The 19,298-nt window shown below is 66.6% G+C and carries 20 protein-coding genes; 17 read left to right on the plus strand and 3 right to left on the minus strand.

Annotation, left to right across the window (positions count from 1 at the left end):
- Nucleotides 1–116 precede the first annotated feature (116 nt).
- The 6 genes from BM060_RS03810 to bamJ all read left to right on the plus strand — a co-directional run bounded on the left by BM060_RS03810 (nucleotide 117) and on the right by bamJ (nucleotide 5,324).
- A complete protein-coding gene (locus tag BM060_RS03810) occupies nucleotides 117–446 on the plus strand; it encodes a TraR/DksA family transcriptional regulator (RefSeq protein ID WP_009617535.1) in 330 nt (109 codons plus the stop codon).
- 99 nt (nucleotides 447–545) lie between these two features.
- Entirely contained in the window at nucleotides 546–3,029 is a 2,484-nt protein-coding gene (locus BM060_RS03815) for a Lon protease family protein (RefSeq protein WP_074977436.1), read from the plus strand.
- A 179-nt stretch (nucleotides 3,030–3,208) separates the two neighbouring features.
- The gene (locus tag BM060_RS03820; RefSeq protein ID WP_009617539.1) at nucleotides 3,209–3,550 is read left to right on the plus strand and encodes a PA4575 family protein; all 342 of its coding nucleotides are present in this window, start codon (nucleotides 3,209–3,211) and stop codon (nucleotides 3,548–3,550) included.
- A gap of 168 nt (nucleotides 3,551–3,718) precedes the next feature.
- Entirely contained in the window at nucleotides 3,719–4,213 is a 495-nt protein-coding gene (locus tag BM060_RS03825; RefSeq protein WP_064581933.1) for a TIGR00645 family protein, read from the plus strand.
- A 124-nt stretch (nucleotides 4,214–4,337) separates the two neighbouring features.
- Nucleotides 4,338–4,637 (plus strand): DUF6482 family protein, encoded by a 300-nt coding sequence (locus BM060_RS03830; RefSeq protein ID WP_009617543.1) that lies wholly within the window; start codon nucleotides 4,338–4,340, stop codon nucleotides 4,635–4,637.
- 69 nt (nucleotides 4,638–4,706) lie between these two features.
- Nucleotides 4,707–5,324, plus strand: a complete 618-nt coding sequence (gene bamJ, locus BM060_RS03835; protein ID WP_009617545.1) for a BamJ family beta-barrel-assembly machinery protein — start codon at nucleotides 4,707–4,709, stop codon at nucleotides 5,322–5,324.
- A gap of 464 nt (nucleotides 5,325–5,788) precedes the next feature.
- Here bamJ and BM060_RS03840 read toward each other — a convergent pair whose 3' ends face one another.
- Nucleotides 5,789–6,013 (minus strand): PA4570 family protein, encoded by a 225-nt coding sequence (locus BM060_RS03840; protein ID WP_009617547.1) that lies wholly within the window; start codon nucleotides 6,011–6,013, stop codon nucleotides 5,789–5,791.
- Nucleotides 6,014–6,189: 176 nt separating this feature from the next.
- A complete protein-coding gene (locus BM060_RS03845) occupies nucleotides 6,190–7,158 on the minus strand; it encodes a polyprenyl synthetase family protein (RefSeq protein WP_074977439.1) in 969 nt (322 codons plus the stop codon).
- 240 nt (nucleotides 7,159–7,398) lie between these two features.
- Here BM060_RS03845 and rplU point away from each other — a divergent pair, with 240 nt between their 5' ends.
- The 5 genes from rplU to BM060_RS03870 all read left to right on the plus strand — a co-directional run bounded on the left by rplU (nucleotide 7,399) and on the right by BM060_RS03870 (nucleotide 11,023).
- Nucleotides 7,399–7,710 (plus strand): 50S ribosomal protein L21, encoded by a 312-nt coding sequence (gene rplU / locus BM060_RS03850; protein ID WP_009617549.1) that lies wholly within the window; start codon nucleotides 7,399–7,401, stop codon nucleotides 7,708–7,710.
- Nucleotides 7,711–7,734: 24 nt separating this feature from the next.
- Nucleotides 7,735–7,992, plus strand: a complete 258-nt coding sequence (gene rpmA, locus BM060_RS03855; protein ID WP_009617551.1) for a 50S ribosomal protein L27 — start codon at nucleotides 7,735–7,737, stop codon at nucleotides 7,990–7,992.
- Between the two features lie 156 nt (nucleotides 7,993–8,148).
- Nucleotides 8,149–9,369: an Obg family GTPase CgtA gene (cgtA, locus tag BM060_RS03860; protein WP_074977441.1), complete on the plus strand. Its 1,221-nt coding sequence runs from the start codon at nucleotides 8,149–8,151 to the stop codon at nucleotides 9,367–9,369.
- 62 nt (nucleotides 9,370–9,431) lie between these two features.
- Nucleotides 9,432–10,550 (plus strand): glutamate 5-kinase, encoded by a 1,119-nt coding sequence (proB, locus tag BM060_RS03865; protein WP_009617553.1) that lies wholly within the window; start codon nucleotides 9,432–9,434, stop codon nucleotides 10,548–10,550.
- An 11-nt stretch (nucleotides 10,551–10,561) separates the two neighbouring features.
- Nucleotides 10,562–11,023, plus strand: a complete 462-nt coding sequence (locus tag BM060_RS03870; RefSeq protein ID WP_074977443.1) for a CreA family protein — start codon at nucleotides 10,562–10,564, stop codon at nucleotides 11,021–11,023.
- Nucleotides 11,024–11,327: 304 nt separating this feature from the next.
- Here BM060_RS03870 and rpsT read toward each other — a convergent pair whose 3' ends face one another.
- Nucleotides 11,328–11,597: a 30S ribosomal protein S20 gene (gene rpsT, locus BM060_RS03875; protein ID WP_009617555.1), complete on the minus strand. Its 270-nt coding sequence runs from the start codon at nucleotides 11,595–11,597 to the stop codon at nucleotides 11,328–11,330.
- 243 nt (nucleotides 11,598–11,840) lie between these two features.
- Here rpsT and murJ point away from each other — a divergent pair, with 243 nt between their 5' ends.
- The 6 genes from murJ to ispH all read left to right on the plus strand — a co-directional run bounded on the left by murJ (nucleotide 11,841) and on the right by ispH (nucleotide 19,248).
- Nucleotides 11,841–13,379: a murein biosynthesis integral membrane protein MurJ gene (gene murJ / locus BM060_RS03880; RefSeq protein ID WP_074977445.1), complete on the plus strand. Its 1,539-nt coding sequence runs from the start codon at nucleotides 11,841–11,843 to the stop codon at nucleotides 13,377–13,379.
- A 106-nt stretch (nucleotides 13,380–13,485) separates the two neighbouring features.
- Nucleotides 13,486–14,424, plus strand: coding sequence for a bifunctional riboflavin kinase/FAD synthetase (gene ribF / locus BM060_RS03885; RefSeq protein WP_074977447.1), 939 nt, complete (start codon nucleotides 13,486–13,488; stop codon nucleotides 14,422–14,424).
- Nucleotides 14,425–14,447: 23 nt separating this feature from the next.
- Nucleotides 14,448–17,282, plus strand: coding sequence for an isoleucine--tRNA ligase (gene ileS, locus BM060_RS03890; protein WP_074977449.1), 2,835 nt, complete (start codon nucleotides 14,448–14,450; stop codon nucleotides 17,280–17,282).
- Nucleotides 17,275–17,778, plus strand: coding sequence for a signal peptidase II (lspA, locus tag BM060_RS03895; RefSeq protein WP_043318028.1), 504 nt, complete (start codon nucleotides 17,275–17,277; stop codon nucleotides 17,776–17,778). The genes ileS and lspA overlap by 8 nt, the downstream gene beginning before the upstream one ends.
- Entirely contained in the window at nucleotides 17,771–18,223 is a 453-nt protein-coding gene (fkpB, locus tag BM060_RS03900; RefSeq protein WP_009617560.1) for an FKBP-type peptidyl-prolyl cis-trans isomerase, read from the plus strand. The genes lspA and fkpB overlap by 8 nt, the downstream gene beginning before the upstream one ends.
- Before the next feature lie 80 nt (nucleotides 18,224–18,303).
- The gene (gene ispH / locus BM060_RS03905; RefSeq protein WP_074977451.1) at nucleotides 18,304–19,248 is read left to right on the plus strand and encodes a 4-hydroxy-3-methylbut-2-enyl diphosphate reductase; all 945 of its coding nucleotides are present in this window, start codon (nucleotides 18,304–18,306) and stop codon (nucleotides 19,246–19,248) included.
- Nucleotides 19,249–19,298 lie beyond the last annotated feature (50 nt).

Here is a 19,298-nt window from a genome sequence, read left to right on the forward strand (position 1 = left end):
CCACCGCGGGGCGAACTGCGTCATGCTCTGCGCAACAGGCTATTGATCGGTATCAGCGGCGATTCCCTTGGAACCGGCCACACTTGAAACAGTTCCTTGTCCGTCGGAGAGGCGTCATGGCCGTAGATGATTTCGACCCCCGTTCTGCACTGGATGCGCTGGCCAGCGAATATTCCCAGCGTGCCGCCGCGATCCGCAGCGACCTGGCGCGGACCCACTCGCCGGACTTCGCCGAGCAGGCCCAGCAGCGGGAGAACGACGATGTGCTGCGGGCCCTGCTGGCCGAAGCCGAGGCGGGCATGCGCCTGGTGGGCCTGGCGCGCCTGCGTCTGGCGGACGGAACCTACGGACAATGCGTACGCTGTGGCGAAGCCATCGAGCCCCGCCGCCTGCGCGCCCTGCCGGCCACGGAATACTGTCTGCGCTGCGCCGACCTGCAGCACTGATCGACCGGCCCTTGCGCGCGCCTTGCCAGTGGCGCGCGGGCAGCGCGAGAATGCGGACAACTCTCCGCGGCCTCGCGCCGCCCGATGCAAGGATTTCCGATGCCCCAATCCGTTGCCGCCGGCCTGCGCCTGGCGCCCGATGAACTGACCCGTCCCTTCTCGCCCGAGCAGTTTGCCTTCGCCACCACCGACGACCTGGACCCCTTCCTCGGCGTGCTCGGCCAGGAACGCGCGGTGGAGGCCCTGCAGTTCGGCGTGGCCATGCCGCGGCCGGGTTACAACGTGTTCGTCATGGGCGAGCCGGGGACCGGGCGCTTCTCCTTCGTACAGCGCTATCTGAAGGCCGAGGCCAAGCGCCTGCCGACGCCGGCCGACTGGGTCTACGTCAACCATTTCGAGGAGGGCCGCGAGCCGCGCGCCATCGAGCTGCCGCCGGGCAGCGCCGCCGACTTCGGCACGGACATCGACCAACTGATCGACAACCTGCTGTCGACCTTCCCCTCGGTGTTCGAGAACCCGGCCTACCAGCAGAAGAAGAGCGCCATCGACCGCGCCTTCAACCAGCGCTACGACAAGGCCCTGGACACCGTCGAGCGCCTGGCCCTGGACAAGGACGTGGCGCTGTACCGCGACAGCGCGAACATCGCCTTCACCCCGATGAAGGACGGCAAGGCCCTCGACGAGGCCGAGTTCGCCCAACTGCCGGAGGCCGAGCGCGAGCGTTTCCACGCCGATATCGCCGACCTCGAGGAACAGCTCAACGAGGAACTGGCCAGCCTGCCGCAGTGGAAGCGCGAGTCCAGCAACCAGCTGCGTCAGCTCAACGAGGAGACCATCACCCTCGCGCTGCAACCGCTGCTGGCGCCGCTGGTGGAGAAGTACAACAACAACAGCGGCGTGTGCACCTACCTGCAGGCCATGCAGCTGAACCTGCTGAAGACCGTGGTCGACCAGTTGGTGGACACCGAGCGCAGCGATGCCCAGCGCAAGCTGATGCTGCAGGAGCTGTACGCGCCCAACCAGGTGATCGGCCACCACACCACCAGCGGCGCGCCGGTGGTGTTCGAGTCGCACCCGACCTACGACAACCTGTTCGGCCGCATCGAATACGCCTCCGACCAGGGCGCCCTCTACACCAGCTACCGGCAGCTGCGCCCGGGCGCGCTGCACCGCGCCAACGGCGGCTTCCTGGTGCTGGAGGCGGAGAAGCTGCTGGGCGAGCCCTTCGTCTGGGACGCGCTCAAGCGCGCCCTGCAGTCGCGCCAGCTGAAGATGGAGTCGCCGCTGGCCGAACTCGGCCGCCTGGCCGCCATGAGCCTGACGCCGCAGGTGATCCCGCTGCACCTGAAGGTCATCATCATCGGCTCGCGGCAGATCTACTACACCCTGCAGGACCTGGACCCGGACTTCCAGGAGATGTTCCGCGTGCTGGTCGACTTCGACGAGGACATCCCGCTGGCCGAGGACAGCCTCGAACAGTTCGCCCAGTTGCTCAAGACGCGCACCTCGGAAGAGGGCATGGCGCCGCTGAGCGCCACCGCGGTGGCGCGCCTGGCCACCTACAGCGCGCGCCTGGCCGAGCACCAGGGGCGGCTGTCGGCGCGCATCGGCGACCTGTTCCAACTGGTCAGCGAGGCGGACTTCATCCGCCAGCTGGCCAACGAGCCGGTCACCGACCTGGGCCACATCGAACGCGCCCTCAAGGCCAAGGAAACCCGCACCGGCCGCGTCTCGGCGCGGATTCTCGACGACATGCTGGCCGGCATCGTGCTGATCGACACCGAAGGCGCCGCCGTGGGCAAGTGCAACGGCCTCACCGTGCTGGAAGTGGGTGACTCGGTGTTCGGCGTGCCGGCGCGCATCTCCGCCACCGTCTACCCGGGCGGCAGCGGTATCGTCGACATCGAGCGCGAGGTCAGCCTGGGCCAGCCGATCCACTCCAAGGGCGTGATGATCCTCACCGGCTACCTGGGCAGCCGCTATGCCCAGGAGTACCCGCTGGAAATCTCCGCGAGCATCGCGCTCGAGCAGTCCTACGGCTACGTCGACGGCGACAGCGCCTCGCTCGGCGAGGTTTGCACGCTGATCTCGGCGCTGTCGCGCACGCCGCTGCGGCAGTGCTTCGCCATCACCGGCTCGATCAACCAGTTCGGCGAGGTGCAGGCGGTGGGCGGCGTCAACGAGAAGATCGAAGGCTTCTTCCGCCTCTGCGAGGCCCGCGGCCTGACCGGCGAGCAGGGGGTGATCATCCCGCGTTCCAACGTCAGCACCCTGATGCTCGACGAGCGCGTGCTGCAGGCGGTGCGCAACGGCCTGTTCAACGTCTACGCGGTGCGCCACGTCGACGAGGCGCTGGGCCTGCTGGTCGGCGAGCCGGCCGGCGCGCCGGATGCCAAGGGCCAGTTCCCGGCCGGCAGCGTCAATGCACGGGTGGTCGAGCGCCTCAAGGAGATCGACGCCATGGGCATGGACGAGGAGGACAAGGAGAAGCTCGCCAAGGAGGCCGCGCCGGCCGCCGCCAAAGCCGCCAAGGCGCCCCAGGTGGAGAAGGAGCGGGCGCGCAAGAAGAAGGACAGCGACTGAGCCCGCTGCCGCTGGCCAGTCCTTGACCAGCGGCGGGCCCCCCAGCAATGGCGCTCGTCGGGCGCCTTTGCCCCCGTGGTGTCCACAACGATATCCACAACTATCGTGGATAAAACGGGCTTTCCCGAGGTCAACCCCGGGTGTAGGCTCGAAAACAGGACAACCGCGAGGGTGCCGCCATGCCGCGTAACCTCTGCCTTATCCGCCCCTGTCTGGGGCTGACCACGCGCATCGAGTGCGTGATCAGGCCGCTGGCCGGAGAGAATGGACTCTGGACACTGCTCTGCGCTGCGGGCATGGCGGGGGCTCAGCCCACCGCCATCAAGGCCCAGGGCCCGTTCTACGGGCCTTTCGTGGCAGAAGGCGTGCTCGATGCCATCGCCGACTGCCTGGCCCAGCAGGGCTACGTGCCCGCCGACGACCTGCCCATCTGGCAGCTGCACCTGCAGGCCGAACTGCGACGCATCAATGGTGAGCGCGTGCGCAATTTCGGGGACTACCAGTCTCACCCCGAGTCCTGAAGGCGCATTGCGCAGTCTCTGAGCGACCGCCGCGAATCCCCGGCGGGCGGGGGCTTGCGCGTTTCTTCCCACCTTCCTGCACATATTTATCCACAGAATAACTGGATAACTCGCCGCGGGCCTTCAGCTATAATCCTGCGCCATTTCTGAACTCCCCTTGCGAAGGCCATGGAACGTTTCATCGAAAACAGCATGTACGCCGCCCGCTGGCTGCTGGCGCCGGTCTATATCGGCCTGTCGCTGGCGCTGCTGGCATTGACCATCAAGTTCTTCCAGGAAATCTTCCACATCCTGCCGGACATCTTCTCCATCGCCGAGGCCGACCTGATCCTGGTGCTGCTGTCGCTGATCGACATGGCCCTGGTCGGCGGCCTGCTGGTGATGGTGATGTTCTCCGGCTACGAGAACTTCGTCTCGCAGCTGGACATTTCCGAAGGCAAGGAAAAGCTCAGCTGGCTCGGCAAGATGGACGCCAGCTCGCTGAAGAACAAGGTGGCGGCTTCCATCGTGGCGATCTCCTCGATCCACCTGCTGCGCATCTTCATGGACGCCAAGAACGTCGATGACAACAAGCTGATGTGGTACGTGATCATCCACCTTACCTTCGTCCTTTCCGCGTTCGCCATGGGCTACCTGGACAAGGCCACGCGCCACGACCACTGATCGTTTTTGCCGCCTCCAGCGCACCGCCCGTCAGCCGCAACTGACGGGCGGTGTCGTTTGCGCTGGGCGCAGCCGGCGTGCTGTACCAGACTGGCTGCGTTGGACCCTACCCTGGAGGTGCGCAATGAACCTGCAAGAGCTGACCAACCGTTCCCTCGCCGGGGATATCGACGAACTCAACCTGGTATCCCTGGAGGGCGGCATCTACGTGCTGGAGGCGCGCGTGGGCCAGCGTTTCTTCCCGATCCAGGACGCCAAGGGGCACGTGCTCGGGGTGCGTTCGCTGGAGCACGCCCGCCAACTGCTGACGGCGTTGCCACCGATTCCGTTCCAACTGGTGCATGCCGCGGTGCAGGACGAGATGTGCGGCTCGCAGAGCGGCAGCGCGCAGAACGACGAGGGCGTGCCCATGCCGCTGCATTGAGGTCGCGGTGGGGTGGGGCGGCCGACTGTGCTAGGCTGGCCGCCCTTTTTCACCCAGCGGAGCCCCGCCATGAGCGAACTCAACCTTTCCACCGACGAAGCCCGCGTCAGCTACGGCGTCGGCCGCCAGCTGGGCGACCAGTTGCGTGCCAACCCGGTCCCGGGCATGAGCCTGGACGCGGTGCTGGCCGGCCTCTCCGACGCCTTCGCCGGTGCCGATAGCCGGGTGCCCGCCGAGCAGCTGTCCGCCAGCTTCCAGGTGATCCGCCAGCGCATGCAGGCCGAAGCCCAGGCCAAGGCCGATGCGGCCGCCGCCGAAGGCAAGGCCTACCTGGTGGAGAACGCCAAGCGCGAGGGCGTCACCGTGCTGCCGTCCGGCCTGCAATACGAAGTGCTGGTCGCCGGCGAGGGCGCCAAGCCGTCCCGCGACGACACCGTGCGCACCCACTACCATGGCACCCTGATCGACGGCAGCGTGTTCGACAGCTCCTACCAGCGCGGCCAGCCGGCCGAGTTCCCGGTGGGCGGCGTGATCGCCGGCTGGGTCGAGGCCCTGCAACTGATGAACACCGGCAGCAAGTGGCGCCTGCACGTGCCGGCCGAGCTGGCCTACGGCGGCCAGGCGGTGGGCAGCATCCCGCCGCACAGCACCCTGGTGTTCGACGTCGAGCTGCTCGACATCCTCTGATGGATGCAGCCCGCGGCGGCCGTCCCTGGCCGCCGCGGCGTGCAGGGGGCTCCACGTTGCCCCCAGTGTGCAGCCGCCTCCCGGGCGGCGGCCGCACGGATGGCGCGTCCTGCGCCATCGCAAAAAAACCTGTACATCCCGCTCCCGCCCCGGCTCATGCTCTTCGTAGGAGCGAGCTTGCTCGCGAACGGCCCTACGGGTCGTTATGTTTGCCAGATGAGATGCAGGAGTGGATTTATCCGCGATTCCGCCGGCAGTGCCGGCGCTCATCCCGCCATCGCCCGGAACTGTAGGAGCGGGCCCTGCCCGCGATTCGCGCGCAGGGCGCGCTCCTACAGGGGAATGGCGTGGGTGGGGCAGCGTAGGAGCGGATCTCATCCGCGAATCGCGCCGGATCGTCCGGCTATCGCGGACAAGGTCCGCTCCTACGAAAGCCCCGTCGCTCCCGCGAACAGCCGCGGCGTTCAACGCAGCGCGCGGGCGTAGCAGAACAGGAACAGGTTGCGCACCAGCTCCTTGAGCACCTGCGGCTCGCTGGTGCCCAGTTCGTGAAGGTCCAGGCCGCCCTGTTCGCGCAACTCGTCCAGGGCGTCTTCCTGCAGCAGGGCGCAGACTTCCCCGGTATCGCGATTGAGGATGCGCAGATAGGGATGGGGGCGGTCCAGCCAGGCATCGATCATGTAGGTCATCTCTGCATCTCCTTGGTAGCCGAGTTAATGAGAATAATTCTTATTATCTCGATAGCAAGCCCCTATGCAGAATTTTTTTCCACCAACCGACCAATGCCATGGCCTGGATCAACCGCGCATAACGCAGAACGCCCGCGCGGCAGGGCCGGGCGGGCGTTCGTCGGATCGCGTGTGGATCAGTGGGTGCGGGCGACGGCGAACTCGCTCAGCTCGATCAGCGCGTCACGGTACTCGTTGTCCGGCAGCGCCTTGAGGCAGTCGATGGCGCGGGCGGCGTATTCGCGCGCCAGCTTCGCGGTGTAGTCCAGGGCGCCGGCGGCTTCCACGGCGGTGCGGATGCCTTCCAGGTCCTGGCTGCCGCCCTGCTGGATAGCCTTGCGCACCAACTGCGCCTGCTCCGGGGTGCCGTCGCGCATGGTGGCGATCAGCGGCAGGGTGGGCTTGCCCTCGGCGAGGTCGTCGCCGACGTTCTTGCCCAGGGTGCTGGCGTCGCCGCGGTAGTCCAGCAGGTCGTCCACCAGTTGGAAGGCGATGCCCAGGGCGTCGCCGAACTGGCGCAGGGCCTCGGCCTGTTCCGCGGTGGCGCCGGCGATGGCGGCGGCGCTGTGGGTGGAGGCCTCGAAGAGCATCGCGGTCTTGCCGCGGATGACTTCCATGTAGGTTTCTTCGGTAGTGCTGGCGTCGCGCACCTTGGTCAGCTGCAGCACCTCGCCCTCGGCGATCACCCGGGTGGCCTGGGAGATGATGCGCATCACCGGCATGGAGCCGAGTTCGACCATCATTTCGAAGGAGCGGGCATAGAGGAAGTCGCCGACCAGCACGCTGGGCGCGTTGCCCCATTGCGCATTGGCGGTGGCGCGGCCGCGGCGCAGACCGGAGGCGTCGACCACGTCGTCGTGCAGCAGGGTGGAGGTATGCAGGAATTCGATGGTGGCGGCCAGCAGGCGCAGGTCGTCCCCGGAGTAGCCCAGGGCCTTGCCGCTGAGCAGCACCAGCAGCGGGCGAAGACGCTTGCCGCCGGCGGAGATGATATAGTCGCCGATCTTCTCGACCAGGGGAACGCGGGAGCTGAGCTGGCGACGGATGATGCCGTCGACGGCGGTGAAGTCGTCCGCCACCACCCGATAGAAAGCCTGGGGTTGCATATTACGAAGGCGCTCCTCGAAGAATGCGCGGCATGCTAGGTGCCGGGGTGGGGGCTGTCAAGGAAAGCGCCGCAAGGCTTGTGTCCGCGTAGGGCTTTGCGTACAATCGCGGCCCCGAACTTCCCTGGCATACCCTGCCTTACGCAATTGCACGGGCGTCCTTCCGGCCCCATGCAGCCATGCCGACCGATATCTCTTCCTATAAAGCGTCGGGTGAGCAGGTCTAACGGAGACATCCAGATGTACGCAGTTATTGTTACCGGCGGCAAGCAATACAAAGTCGCCGAAGGCGAATTCCTCAAGGTCGAGAAACTCGACGTCGCCACCGGCGAAGCGATCAACCTGGATCGCGTTCTGCTGGTCGCCAATGGCGATGACGTCAAGATCGGCCTGCCGGTGGTAGAAGGCGCGAAAGTGACCGCTGAAGTGGTTTCCCACGGTCGTCACGACAAGGTGCGCATCATCAAGTTCCGCCGCCGCAAGCACCACATGAAGCGTCAGGGCCACCGCCAGTGGTTCACTGAAATCAAGATCACCGGCATCCAGGCCTAATTCCTTTTTTGGAGGATATGACTCATGGCACACAAGAAAGCTGGCGGTAGTACCCGCAACGGCCGCGATTCCGAAAGTAAACGCCTTGGCGTGAAGCTGTTCGGTAGCCAGGCTGTCAAAGCAGGCAACATCATCGTGCGTCAGCGCGGCACCCAGTTCCACGCCGGCTACGGCGTTGGCATGGGCAAGGATCACACCCTGTTCGCGAAAATCGACGGCGTGATCAAGTTCGAAGTGAAAGGCGCCTTCGGCCGTCGCTACGTAAGCGTCGTCGCTGCCTAAGCGAGCCTTCACTGAAAAAGCCCTGTCTCGCGACGGGGCTTTTTTGTTTCTGGCGTTTCCCGGCAACGGATCCCGGGCTCCTGCGTTTGCGCGGGCTTGGCTGTATCCTATGCTCCTTTTCTTATTCAACCCGCCACGCTGGCGGGAGGCGTTCCCATGAAATTCGTCGACGAAGTATCCATCCACGTGAAAGCCGGTGACGGCGGCAATGGCCTCATGAGCTTTCGCCGCGAGAAGTTCATCGAGAAGGGCGGCCCCAACGGCGGTGACGGTGGCGACGGCGGCTCGGTGTTCCTCGAGGCCGACGAGAGCCTGAACACCCTGGTGGATTACCGCTACACCCGCCGTTTCGACGCCCAGCGCGGGCAGAATGGCGGCAGCAAGGACTGCACCGGCGCCAAGGGCGACGACCTGGTTCTGCCGGTGCCGGTGGGCACCACCGTGATCGATGCTAGCACCCATGAAGTCATCGGTGACCTGACCGAGCCCGGCCAGCGCCTGATGGTCGCCCAGGGCGGCTGGCATGGCCTGGGCAACACCCGCTTCAAGTCCAGCACCAACCGCGCGCCGCGGCAGACCACCCCGGGCAAGCCCGGCGAGGCCCGCGACCTCAAGCTGGAACTGAAGGTCCTGGCCGACGTCGGCCTGCTGGGCCTGCCAAACGCCGGCAAGAGCACCTTCATCCGCGCCGTGTCCGCGGCCAAGCCGAAAGTCGCCGACTACCCCTTCACCACCCTGGTGCCGAACCTGGGCGTGGTCAGCGTCGGGCGCTTCAAGAGCTTCGTGGTCGCCGACATCCCCGGCCTGATCGAGGGCGCCGCCGAAGGCGCCGGCCTGGGCATCCGCTTCCTCAAGCACCTGGCGCGTACCCGCCTGCTGCTGCACATCGTCGACATGGCGCCGCTGGACGAGAGCGACCCGGCCGATGCCGCCGAGACCATCGTCAACGAGCTGGCCAAGTTCAGCCCGGCGCTCACCGAGCGTGACCGTTGGCTGGTGCTGAACAAGATGGACCAGATCCTCGAGCCCGAGGAGCAGGAGCGGCGCAAGCAGCAGGTGGTCGAGCGCCTGGGCTGGGAAGGTCCGGTCTACGTGATCTCCGCCCTGGAGCGCGAAGGCACCGAGGCGCTCAGCCAGGACATCATGAAGTACCTCGACGAGCGTAGCCTGCGCATCGAGGAAGACCCGGCCTACGGCGAGGCCCTGGCCGAACTCGACCAGCGCATCGAAGACGAGGCGCGTTCCCGTCTGCAGGCCCTGGATGACGTGCGCGCGCTGCGCCGTGCCGGCCTGAAGAATGCCGACGACCTCGACGACGACGATGATTTCGACGACGAGGACGACGGCGACGGGCCGGAAATCTTCTACGTGCCCTGACCGGCGCCGCGTGCGCCGGTCCCGAAGCAACCTGGTGAAACCTGACTTCGTAAGGTTGATGTATGCGTGAGAAAGTGACCGGCGCGCGGCGCTGGGTGGTGAAGATCGGCAGCGCCCTGCTCACGGCCGATGGCCGCGGGCTGGATCGCGACGCCATGGCGGTGTGGGTCGAGCAGATGGTCGCGCTGCACTGCGCGGGCGTCGAGCTGGTGCTGGTGTCCTCCGGCGCCGTGGCGGCGGGCATGAGCCGCCTGGGCTGGGTCTCCCGCCCGAGCGACATGCACGAGCTGCAGGCCGCGGCGGCCGTCGGCCAGATGGGCCTGGTGCAGGCCTGGGAGTCCAGCTTCGGCCAGCATGGCCTGCAGACCGCCCAGGTGCTGCTGACCCATGACGACCTGTCCGACCGCAAGCGCTACCTGAACGCCCGCAACACCCTGCGCACCCTGGTCGACCTCGGCGTGATCCCGGTGATCAACGAGAACGACACCGTGGTCACCGACGAAATCCGCTTCGGCGACAACGACACCCTGGCGGCCCTGGTGGCCAACCTGGTGGAAGCCGACCTGCTGGTGATCCTCACCGATCGCGACGGCATGTTCGACGCCGACCCGCGCAACAACCCCGAAGCCCAGCTGATCTACGAAGCCCGCGCTGACGACGCCCAGCTCGACCTGGTGGCTGGCGGCAGCGCCGGCGCCCTCGGCCGCGGCGGCATGCAGACCAAGCTGCGCGCGGCGCGCCTGGCGGCGCGTTCCGGCGCGCACACGGTGATCGTCGGCGGGCGCATCGAGCGCGTGCTCGACCGCCTGCGCTCCGGCGAGCGCCTGGGCACCCTGCTGACCCCTGAGCAGAGCCGCAAGGCCGCGCGCAAGCAGTGGCTGGCCGGCCACCTGCAGATGCGCGGCACCCTGGTGCTGGACGCCGGTGCGGTCAAGGCTATCGCCGAGGACCACAAGAGCCTGCTGCCGGTGGGCGTGAAGCAGGTCCAGGGCAGCTTCCGTCGCGGCGAGATGGTGGTCTGCGTGGACCCGCAGGGTCGCGAGATCGCCCGCGGCCTGGCCAACTACAGCGCCCTGGAGGCGCAGAAGATCATCGGCCAGCCGACCGATGCCATCGAAGGTCTGCTGGGCTACGTCGACGGCCCGGAGCTGGTGCACCGCGACAACCTTGTGCTGGTCTGAAGGAGCGAGCCATGAAGCTATGGAAGGGCGTGTGCGCCGGTCTGCTGATGCTGCCGGCGCTGGCCGGCGCGGAGGAGATCGGTGAGGTCTCCACGGTGTTCAAGTGGGTGGGGCCGAACGACAAGATCGTGGTCGAGGCCTTCGACGATCCCAAGGTGGAAGGGGTGACCTGCTACCTGTCGCGGGCCAAGACCGGCGGCGTCAAGGGCGGCCTGGGCCTGGCCGAGGATCGCGCCGAGGCGTCCATCGCCTGCCGCCAGGTCGGGCCGATCCGCTTCGCCGGCGAGCTCAAGGACGGCGAGGAAGTGTTCAAGCAGCGCACCTCGCTGGTGTTCAAGTCCATGCAGGTGGTGCGCTTCTTCGACAAGAAGCGCAACGCGCTGGTCTACCTCGTCTACAGCGACCGCATCATCGAAGGCAGCCCGCAGAACGCGGTGACCGCCATCCCGATCATGCCCTGGCCGACGAAATAAAAGCCTTTTGCTTTTCGTAGGAGCGAGCTTGCTCGCGAATCCGCCCGTCACTGGATTCCCGCGTTCGCGGGAATGACGGGGGATGGTTAGGCGTTTCAGGATGACTCCAAACTCCTCACCCACTCCGAACAGCCCCCTCTCCAGGGAGAGGGTTGGGGAGAGGGCGCTCTTAACTCCAGCACCTACGCCACCGGGAAGCACCGTTCGCGAGCAAGCTCGCTCCTACAGGTCCGGGGCCGGGGTTGGGCTTTTAGCGGGCAATAAAAAACCGGCCACCAGGGCCGGTTTTTCAAGAACGGAACGCTTACGCGGTGGCCAGGGCCTTCACGTGGGCGTTCAGGCGGCTCTTGTGGCGGGCGGCCTTGTTCTTGTGGATGATGCCTTTGTCAGCCATGCGGTCGATGACCGGTACGGCGGCAACCAGAGCGGCCTGGGCCTTGGGCAGGTCCTTGGCATCGACTGCCTTGACTACGTTCTTGATGTAGGTGCGGACCATGGAACGCAGGCTGGCGTTGTGGCTGCGACGCTTCTCAGCCTGTTTGGCGCGTTTTTTGGCGGAAGGTGTGTTGGCCACCGTCGAGCTCCTCGAGAAAAACTTGGGATGTAGCGAATAAATTAAGGCCGCGAATGATGCCGTCGAGTCCGCGCCTTGTCAAGGGTATGAGCGGCCGCCGACGAGCGGCATGGCCGGGGATTCGCGGACTGGGTGGGTGATTTATTCGACCGGCGGCCATACACTCGACGCCCTTTACTGGCCGCCGGGCGATCCGGCCGCCCCGCGGGCAGGGCCACCCTGCGCTGACAAGTCCCGGATGCAATGAATCTACTCAAATCGCTGGCCGCGGTCAGCTCCATGACCATGATCTCGCGGGTGCTCGGCTTCGTCCGGGACACCATAGTAGCGCGCATGTTCGGCGCCGGCATGGCCACCGACGCCTTCTTCGTCGCCTTCAAGCTGCCCAACCTGCTGCGCCGCATCTTCGCCGAGGGCGCCTTCTCCCAGGCCTTCGTGCCGATCCTCGCCGAATACAAGACGCAGCAGGGCGAGGAGGCCACCCGCACTTTCATCGCCTATATCTCCGGCCTGCTGACCCTGGTGCTGGCGCTGGTCACCGTGCTGGGCATCCTCGCCGCGCCCTGGGTGATCTGGATCACCGCGCCGGGCTTCGCCGACACTCCGGAGAAGTTCGACCTGACCACCGCGCTGCTGCGCGTGACCTTCCCCTACATCCTGCTGATTTCCCTGGCCTCGCTGGCCGGGGCCATCCTCAATACCTGGAACCGCTTCTCGGTGCCGGCCTTCGTGCCGACCCTGCTGAACGTCAGCATGATCGTCTTCTCGCTGTTCCTCACGCCGTACTTCGACCCGCCGGTGATGGCCCTGGGCTGGGCGGTGCTGGCCGGCGGCCTGGCGCAGCTGCTCTACCAGCTGCCGCACCTGAAGAAGATCGGCATGCTGGTGCTGCCGCGCCTGAACCTGCGCGACAGAGGCGTGTGGCGCGTGCTCAAGCAGATGGGCCCGGCGATCCTCGGCGTGTCGGTGAGCCAGATCTCGCTGATCATCAACACCATCTTCGCCTCCTTCCTGGCCGCAGGCTCGGTGTCCTGGATGTACTACGCCGACCGCCTGATGGAGCTGCCCTCCGGCGTGCTGGGCGTGGCCCTGGGCACCATCCTGCTGCCGTCCCTGGCCAAGACCTACGCCAGCGACGACCGCCATGAATACTCGCGCCTGATGGACTGGGGCCTGCGCCTGTGCTTCCTGCTGGTGCTGCCCTGCGCCCTGGCCCTGGCGCTGATCGCCGAGCCGCTGACCGTGTCGCTGTTCCAGTACGGCAAGTTCAGCGCCCACGACGCGCTCATGACCCAGCGCGCGCTCATCGCCTACGCCGTGGGCCTGCTCGGCATCATCCTGGTCAAGGTGCTGGCGCCGGGCTTCTATGCCCGGCAGAACATCCGCACGCCGGTGAAGATCGCGCTCTTCACCCTGGTTTCCACCCAGGCGATGAACCTGGTGTTCATCGGTCCGCTCAAGCACGCGGGCCTGGCCCTGGCCATCAGCCTGGCGGCCTGCCTCAACGCCGGCCTGCTGTACTGGCAGTTGCGCAAGCACGACCTGTTCGAGCCGCAGCCGGGCTGGGCGAAGTTCCTCGGCAAGCTGGTGCTGGCGGTGCTGGTGATGTCCGCCGTGCTGCTGGGCCTGATGCATTTCATGCCGGCCTGGGACCTGGGCGGCATGCCGCTGCGCCTGGCGCGCCTGGGCGTGCTGGTGGTGGCCGGCGTAGTGGCCTATTTCGGTATGCTGGCGCTGCTGGGCTTCCGCCTGCGCGACTTCTCGCGGCGGGCGGTGAGCTAGCCCGCCGTCGGCACTTGGGTGCATCCGTGACGCACGGCGGCTTTGTGCCTGTCGCGCGGCGGCGGGTGCAGGTATAATCGACCACTTTCTGAGCAATACGCGCGCTATGCAGCTGCTTCGAGGCCTCCACAACCTGCGGCCCCTGTCCGGGGGCTGCGTTGCCACCATCGGCAATTTCGACGGCGTCCACCTTGGCCACCAGGCGATCCTGGCGCGTCTGCGCGAGCGCTCGCAGGAGCTGGGCGTGCCCAGCTGCGTGGTGATCTTCGAGCCGCAGCCGCGCGAGTACTTCGCCCCGGATGCCGCGCCGGTGCGCCTGACGCGCCTGCGCGAGAAGCTCGAACTGCTGCGCGAGCAGGGTGTCGATTTCGTCCTGTGCCTGACCTTCAACCGCCGCCTGCGCGAACTGTCGGCCGCCGAGTTCGTCCGCCAGGTGCTGGTGGACGGCCTGGCGGTGCGCCACCTGGAAGTGGGCGACGACTTCCGCTTCGGCTGCGACCGCTCCGGCGACTTCGCCTTCCTGGTCAGGGCCAGCGCCGAGCAGGGTTTCACCGTCGAGGCCGCCACCACGGTGGAAGTCGACGGCATGCGGGTGAGTAGCTCGCGCATCCGCAAGGTGCTCGCCGACGGCGACCTGCACCAGGCCGAGCGCCTGCTGGGCCGGCCGTTCCGCCTGAGCGGGCGGGTGCTGCACGGGCAGAAGCTCGGCCGCACCCTGGGTTCGCCCACCGCCAACATCCAGCTCAAGCGCCGCAAGGCGCCGCTGAGCGGCGTCTACCTGGTCAGCACGGAAGTGGCCGGCCAGCGCGTCAACGGGGTGGCCAACATCGGCACGCGGCCGTCGGTCAACGGCGACGGCCGGCCCCACCTGGAAGTGCATCTGCTGGACTTCGCCGGCGACCTCTACGGCCTGCACCTGGATGTGACCTTCCACCAGAAGCTGCGAGATGAGCAGCGCTTCGCCTCCCTCGAGGCACTGAAGGCGGCGATCCTCGCCGACATAGCCGCCGCCCGGGCCTACTGGCTGGGCCAACCGCTTGATTGAAGAGATTCCGAACAGGCCCTGAGATGACCGACTACAAAGCCACGCTGAACCTTCCCGATACCCAGTTCCCGATGAAAGCCGGCCTGCCCCAGCGCGAGCCGGAAACCCTGAAGTTCTGGAACGACATCGGCCTGTACCAGAAGCTGCGGAAGGCCGGCGAAGGTCGCCCGAAATTCATCCTGCACGATGGCCCGCCCTACGCCAACGGCAGCATCCACATCGGTCACGCGGTCAACAAGATCCTCAAGGACCTGATCGTCCGCTCGCGCACCCTGGCCGGCTACGACGCCCCCTACGTGCCGGGCTGGGACTGCCACGGCCTGCCCATCGAGCACAAGGTCGAGACCACCCACGGCAAGAACCTGCCGGCGGACAAGACCCGCGAGTTGTGCCGCGCCTACGCCACCGAGCAGATCGAGGGGCAGAAGGCCGACTTCATCCGCCTGGGCGTGCTCGGCGAGTGGGACAACCCCTACAAGACCATGAACTTCGCCAACGAGGCCGGCGAAATCCGCGCCCTGGCCGAGATGGTCAAGCAGGGCTTCGTGTTCAAGGGCCTGAAACCGGTGAACTGGTGCTTCGACTGCGGTTCGGCCCTGGCCGAGGCGGAAGTCGAGTACGCCGACAAGAAGTCCGACGCCATCGACGTCGCCTTCCCGGTGGAAGACGAAGGCAAGCTGGCCGCCGCCTTCGGCCTGGCGAGCCTGGGCAAGCCCGCCGCCATCGTCATCTGGACCACCACCCCCTGGACCATCCCGGCCAACCAGGCGCTGAACGTCCACCCCGAATTCACCTACGCGCTGGTCGACACCGGCGCGCGCCTGCTGGTGCTGGCCGAGGAACTGGTCGAGTCCTGCCTGCAGCGCTACGGCCTGGAAGGCCAGGTCATCGCCACCGCCAAGGGCGAGGCGCTGGACCTGATCCGCTTCCGCCACCCGTTCTACGAGCGCTTCTCGCCGATCTACCTGGCCGAGTACGTGGCCCTGGACGCCGGTACCGGCATCGTCCACTCCGCGCCGGCCTACGGCGAGGACGACTTCCGTACCTGCAAGCAGTACGGCATGAGCAACGACGACATCCTCAGCCCGGTGCAGAGCAACGGTGTATACGTCCAGGACCTGCCGTTCTTCGGCGGCCAGTTCATCTGGAAGGCCAACCCGAACATCGTCGCCAAGCTCGAGGAAGTGGGCGCGCTGCTCAAGCACGCCAGCATCAACCACAGCTACATGCACTGCTGGCGGCACAAGACGCCGCTGATCTACCGCGCCACCGCGCAGTGGTTCGTCGGCATGGACAAGCAGCCGCAAAGCGGCGCCACCCTGCGCGAGCGCGCACTGGAAGCCATCACCCAGACCGAATTCGTGCCCAGCTGGGGCCAGGCGCGCCTGCACGGCATGATCGCCGGCCGCCCGGACTGGTGCATCTCGCGCCAGCGCAACTGGGGCGTGCCGATCCCGTTTTTCCTGCACAAGGCCACCGGCGAGCTGCACCCGCGCACCGTCGAGCTGATGGAAGCAGTCGCCCAGCGCGTGGAGAAGGAAGGCATCGAGGCCTGGTTCAAGCTCGACGCCGCCGAACTGCTCGGTGACGAAGCCGCGCAGTACGACAAGATCAGCGACACCCTGGACGTCTGGTTCGACTCCGGCACCACCCACTGGCACGTGCTGCGCGGCTCCCACGCCGAGCTGGGCCACGCCAGCGGCCCGGCCGCCGACCTCTACCTGGAAGGCTCCGACCAGCACCGCGGCTGGTTCCACTCCTCGCTGCTGACCGGCTGCGCCATCGATGGCCACGCGCCATACCGCCAGCTGCTGACCCACGGCTTCACCGTGGACGAGTCCGGCCGCAAGATGTCCAAGTCCCTGGGCAACACCGTGGTGCCGCAGACCGTGATCGACACCCTGGGCGCCGACATCCTGCGTCTGTGGGTCGCCTCGACCGACTACTCCGGCGAGATCGCGGTCTCCCAGACCATCCTGCAGCGCAGCGCCGACGCCTACCGGCGCATCCGCAACACCACGCGCTTCCTGCTCTCCAACCTGACCGGCTTCGACCCGGCCAAGGACCTGCTGCCCAACGACCAACTGCTGGCCCTGGACCGCTGGGCCGTGGACCGCGCCCTGTTGCTGCAGCGCGAGTTGGAAGAGGCCTACCGCGAGTACCGCTTCTGGAACGTCTACTCCAAGGTGCACAACTTCTGCGTGCAGGAGCTGGGCGGCTTCTACCTGGACATCATCAAGGACCGCCAGTACACCACCCAGGCCGACAGCGTCGCCCGCCGTTCCTGCCAGACCGCGCTGTTCCACATCGCCGAGGCGCTGGTGCGCTGGGTCGCGCCGATCCTCGCCTTCACCGCCGAGGAAGTGTGGAAGTTCCTGCCCGGCGAGCGCGCCGAGTCGGTCATGCTGACCACCTGGTACGACGGCCTGTCCGAACTGCCGGCCGACGCCGAGCTGGGCCGCGCCTATTGGGAACAGGTCATGGCCGCCAAGGCCGCGGTCAACAAGGAACTGGAGAACCAGCGCACCGCCAAGGCCATCGGCGGCAACCTGCAGGCCGAGGTCACCCTCTACGCCGAGGACGACCTGGCCCGCAGCCTGGGCAAGCTGGGCAACGAGCTGCGCTTCGTGCTGATCACCTCCACCGCCACCCTCGCGCCCCTGGCCGATGCCCCGGCCGATGCCGTGCAGAGCGAACTGCCCGGCCTCAAGCTGAAGGTGGTGAAGTCGGCCCACGCCAAGTGTGCCCGTTGCTGGCACCACCGCGAGGACGTCGGCAGTAACGCCGCACACCCGGAAATCTGCGGCCGTTGCGTGGAGAACATCGAAGGCGCCGGCGAGGTTCGCCACTATGCCTAACCGCTTCGGCCGCCTTGGCTGGTTGTGGATAACCGTGCTGGTCCTGGTCCTCGACCAGGTCAGCAAGGCCTACTTCGAAGGCACGCTGAGCCTGTACCAGCAGATCGTGGTCATCCCCGACCTGTTCAGCTGGACCCTGGCCTACAACACCGGCGCGGCCTTCAGCTTCCTGGCCGACAGCTCCGGCTGGCAGCGCTGGCTGTTCGCCCTGATCGCCATCGTGGTCAGCGCGGTGCTGGTCATCTGGCTCAAGCGCCTGAAGCCCAGCGACACCTGGCTCGCCATCGCCCTGGCCCTGGTGCTGGGCGGCGCGCTGGGCAACCTGTACGACCGCATCGTGCTCGGCCACGTGATCGACTTCATCCTGGTGCACTGGCAGAACCGCTGGTACTTCCCGGCGTTCAACCTGGCCGACAGCGCCATCACCGTTGGCGCCATCATGCTGGCGCTGGACATGTTCAAGACGAAGAAATCCGGAGAGACCGCCCATGGCTGACAGCAGCAGTGATATCCAGCGCATCGGAGCGGATACCGAAGTCACCCTGCACTTCGCCCTCAAGCTGGAAGACGGCAACGTCGTCGACAGCACCTTCGACAAGCAGCCGGCCACCTTCAAGGTCGGCGACGGCAACCTGCTGCCGGGCTTCGAGCAGGCGCTGTTCGGCCTCAAGGCCGGCGACAAGCGCACCCTGAACATCGAGCCGGAGCAGGGCTTCGGCCAGCCGAACCCGGCCAACGTACAGGTGATGCCGCGCGACCAGTTCCAGGACATGGAGCTGGCCGAGGGCCTGCTGGTGATCTTCAACGACGCCGCCAAGACCGAGCTGCCCGGCGTGGTCAAGGCCTTCGACGAACAGCAGGTGACCATCGATTTCAACCACCCGCTGGCCGGCAAGAGCCTGACCTTCGAAGTGGAAATCATCGACGTAAGGGCGCTCTGAGGGCCCTTCGCAGGCGTAGGATGGGTTGAGCGAAGCGATACCCATCACGCCATCCCCTCTGCGCGCCGAGACAACCGACCATGCAAATCAAACTCGCCAATCCCCGCGGCTTCTGCGCCGGCGTCGACCGGGCGATCGAAATCGTCAACCGCGCCCTGGACGTGTTCGGCCCGCCGATCTACGTGCGCCATGAAGTGGTGCACAACAAGTTCGTGGTGGAGAACCTGCGCAACCGCGGCGCGGTGTTCGTCGAGGAACTCGACCAGGTGCCGGACGACACCATCGTCATCTTCAGCGCCCACGGTGTCTCCCAGGCCGTGCGCAAGGAGGCCGAGAACCGCGGCCTGAAGGTCTTCGACGCGACCTGCCCGCTGGTCACCAAGGTGCACATGGAAGTGGTGCGCTACAGCCGCGACGGCCAGGAGTGCATCCTCATCGGCCACGAAGGCCACCCCGAGGTGGAAGGCACCATGGGCCAGTACAACCGCGACAACGGCGGCGACATCTACCTGGTCGAGGACGAGGAAGATGTAGCGGCGCTGGAAGTGCGCAACCCCGAGGCCCTGCACTTCGTCACCCAGACCACCCTGTCGATGGACGACACCTCCAAGGTGATCGACGCCCTGCGCGCGAAATTCCCGCACATCAAGGGCCCGCGCAAGAACGACATCTGCTACGCCACCCAGAACCGCCAGGACGCGGTCAAGGAACTGGCCGACCAGTGCGACCTGGTGCTGGTGGTGGGCAGCCCGAACAGCTCCAACTCCAACCGCCTGCGCGAACTCGCCGAACGCATGGGCACCCCCGGCTACCTGATCGACGGCGCCGAGGACCTCAAGCGCGAATGGTTCGAAGGCAAGCAGCGCATCGGCATCACCGCCGGCGCCTCCGCCCCGGAAGTGCTGGTGCGCGGTGTGATTGAGCAACTGCGCAAATGGGGCGCGGAGCCCGAGGTGGAGCTGGATGGGCGGGAGGAGAACATTACCTTCTCGATGCCCAAGGAGTTGCGGGTGAAGGCGGTTTAACTCCGAACCGATATGTCTCTTCCAACAAAAAGGGCCGACATTGTCGGCCC

The organism is Pseudomonas citronellolis, from assembly GCF_900112375.1.
Classification (GTDB): Bacteria; Pseudomonadota; Gammaproteobacteria; order Pseudomonadales; family Pseudomonadaceae; genus Pseudomonas; species Pseudomonas citronellolis.

What these genes read in the sequence shown, in the direction of transcription:
- rplU (WP_009617549.1), top strand. Translation starts at nt 7,399, where the DNA reads ATGTACGCAGTTATTGTTACCGGCGGCAAGCAATACAAAGTCGCCGAA.
- murJ (WP_074977445.1), top strand. Translation starts at nt 11,841, where the DNA reads ATGAATCTACTCAAATCGCTGGCCGCGGTCAGCTCCATGACCATGATC.
- ispH (WP_074977451.1), top strand. Translation starts at nt 18,304, where the DNA reads ATGCAAATCAAACTCGCCAATCCCCGCGGCTTCTGCGCCGGCGTCGAC.
- lspA (WP_043318028.1), top strand. Translation starts at nt 17,275, where the DNA reads ATGCCTAACCGCTTCGGCCGCCTTGGCTGGTTGTGGATAACCGTGCTG.
- fkpB (WP_009617560.1), top strand. Translation starts at nt 17,771, where the DNA reads ATGGCTGACAGCAGCAGTGATATCCAGCGCATCGGAGCGGATACCGAA.
- BM060_RS03810 (WP_009617535.1), top strand. Translation starts at nt 117, where the DNA reads ATGGCCGTAGATGATTTCGACCCCCGTTCTGCACTGGATGCGCTGGCC.
- BM060_RS03830 (WP_009617543.1), top strand. Translation starts at nt 4,338, where the DNA reads ATGAACCTGCAAGAGCTGACCAACCGTTCCCTCGCCGGGGATATCGAC.
- BM060_RS03815 (WP_074977436.1), top strand. Translation starts at nt 546, where the DNA reads ATGCCCCAATCCGTTGCCGCCGGCCTGCGCCTGGCGCCCGATGAACTG.
- bamJ (WP_009617545.1), top strand. Translation starts at nt 4,707, where the DNA reads ATGAGCGAACTCAACCTTTCCACCGACGAAGCCCGCGTCAGCTACGGC.
- BM060_RS03845 (WP_074977439.1), bottom strand. Translation starts at nt 7,158, where the DNA reads ATGCAACCCCAGGCTTTCTATCGGGTGGTGGCGGACGACTTCACCGCC.
- ribF (WP_074977447.1), top strand. Translation starts at nt 13,486, where the DNA reads ATGCAGCTGCTTCGAGGCCTCCACAACCTGCGGCCCCTGTCCGGGGGC.
- BM060_RS03825 (WP_064581933.1), top strand. Translation starts at nt 3,719, where the DNA reads ATGGAACGTTTCATCGAAAACAGCATGTACGCCGCCCGCTGGCTGCTG.
- rpmA (WP_009617551.1), top strand. Translation starts at nt 7,735, where the DNA reads ATGGCACACAAGAAAGCTGGCGGTAGTACCCGCAACGGCCGCGATTCC.
- BM060_RS03870 (WP_074977443.1), top strand. Translation starts at nt 10,562, where the DNA reads ATGAAGCTATGGAAGGGCGTGTGCGCCGGTCTGCTGATGCTGCCGGCG.
- cgtA (WP_074977441.1), top strand. Translation starts at nt 8,149, where the DNA reads ATGAAATTCGTCGACGAAGTATCCATCCACGTGAAAGCCGGTGACGGC.
- proB (WP_009617553.1), top strand. Translation starts at nt 9,432, where the DNA reads ATGCGTGAGAAAGTGACCGGCGCGCGGCGCTGGGTGGTGAAGATCGGC.
- BM060_RS03840 (WP_009617547.1), bottom strand. Translation starts at nt 6,013, where the DNA reads ATGACCTACATGATCGATGCCTGGCTGGACCGCCCCCATCCCTATCTG.
- ileS (WP_074977449.1), top strand. Translation starts at nt 14,448, where the DNA reads ATGACCGACTACAAAGCCACGCTGAACCTTCCCGATACCCAGTTCCCG.
- BM060_RS03820 (WP_009617539.1), top strand. Translation starts at nt 3,209, where the DNA reads ATGCCGCGTAACCTCTGCCTTATCCGCCCCTGTCTGGGGCTGACCACG.